Raw genomic sequence first — 517 nt, 5'->3', positions numbered from 1 at the left:
GCGGCATCGCATCGCCGGCGTTGACCGCAAGGTTGATGATCACCTGATCGAAGCGGCCGGGATCCATGCGTACCAGCGGCAGCGGCGCGGCGTGCCGAACCTCGACGACGGTGGCGCCGCCAAGCAGCCGGCGAAGCAGCGGCAGCAGATCATCGATCGCCCGGTCGAGGTGCAGCAGGACCGGCCGCGGCGGCTGCTTGCGGGCGAAGGCCAGCAACTGGCGGACGAGGTCGCGCGCCCGCAGCGCCGTGGCGCGGACGCTGGCAAGATCGTCATGGCCGGAAGCTCCGGAGCGGATTTCGGTGAGCGCCACCTCGCAGGAACCGAGGATCGCTCCGATCAGATTGTTGAAGTCGTGGGCGATGCCGCTGGCGACTTGGCCCAGCGCCTGCAACTTCCGGTCATGGGCCGACTGCAGCTCCCCCTGATCGCGCTCGCTGCCGTCGAGAACGTGCACCAGCAACTCGCCCGGCTCGTTCTGGCCGCCAACCACCGACGCGAACACCTGCACCGCCCG

1 protein-coding gene is annotated in these 517 nt (G+C 69.6%); it reads right to left on the bottom strand.

The window, feature by feature from the left end; genetic code table 11:
- The coding region (locus tag JNK74_30325) for a hypothetical protein (GenBank protein MBL7650466.1) at positions 1 to 517 on the bottom strand (517 nt) is incomplete at both ends.

The sequence above is a fragment of the Candidatus Hydrogenedentota bacterium genome, from assembly GCA_016791475.1.
GTDB lineage: Bacteria > Hydrogenedentota > Hydrogenedentia > Hydrogenedentales > JAEUWI01 > JAEUWI01.
This window is presented reverse-complemented; position numbering and strand designations above follow the sequence as displayed.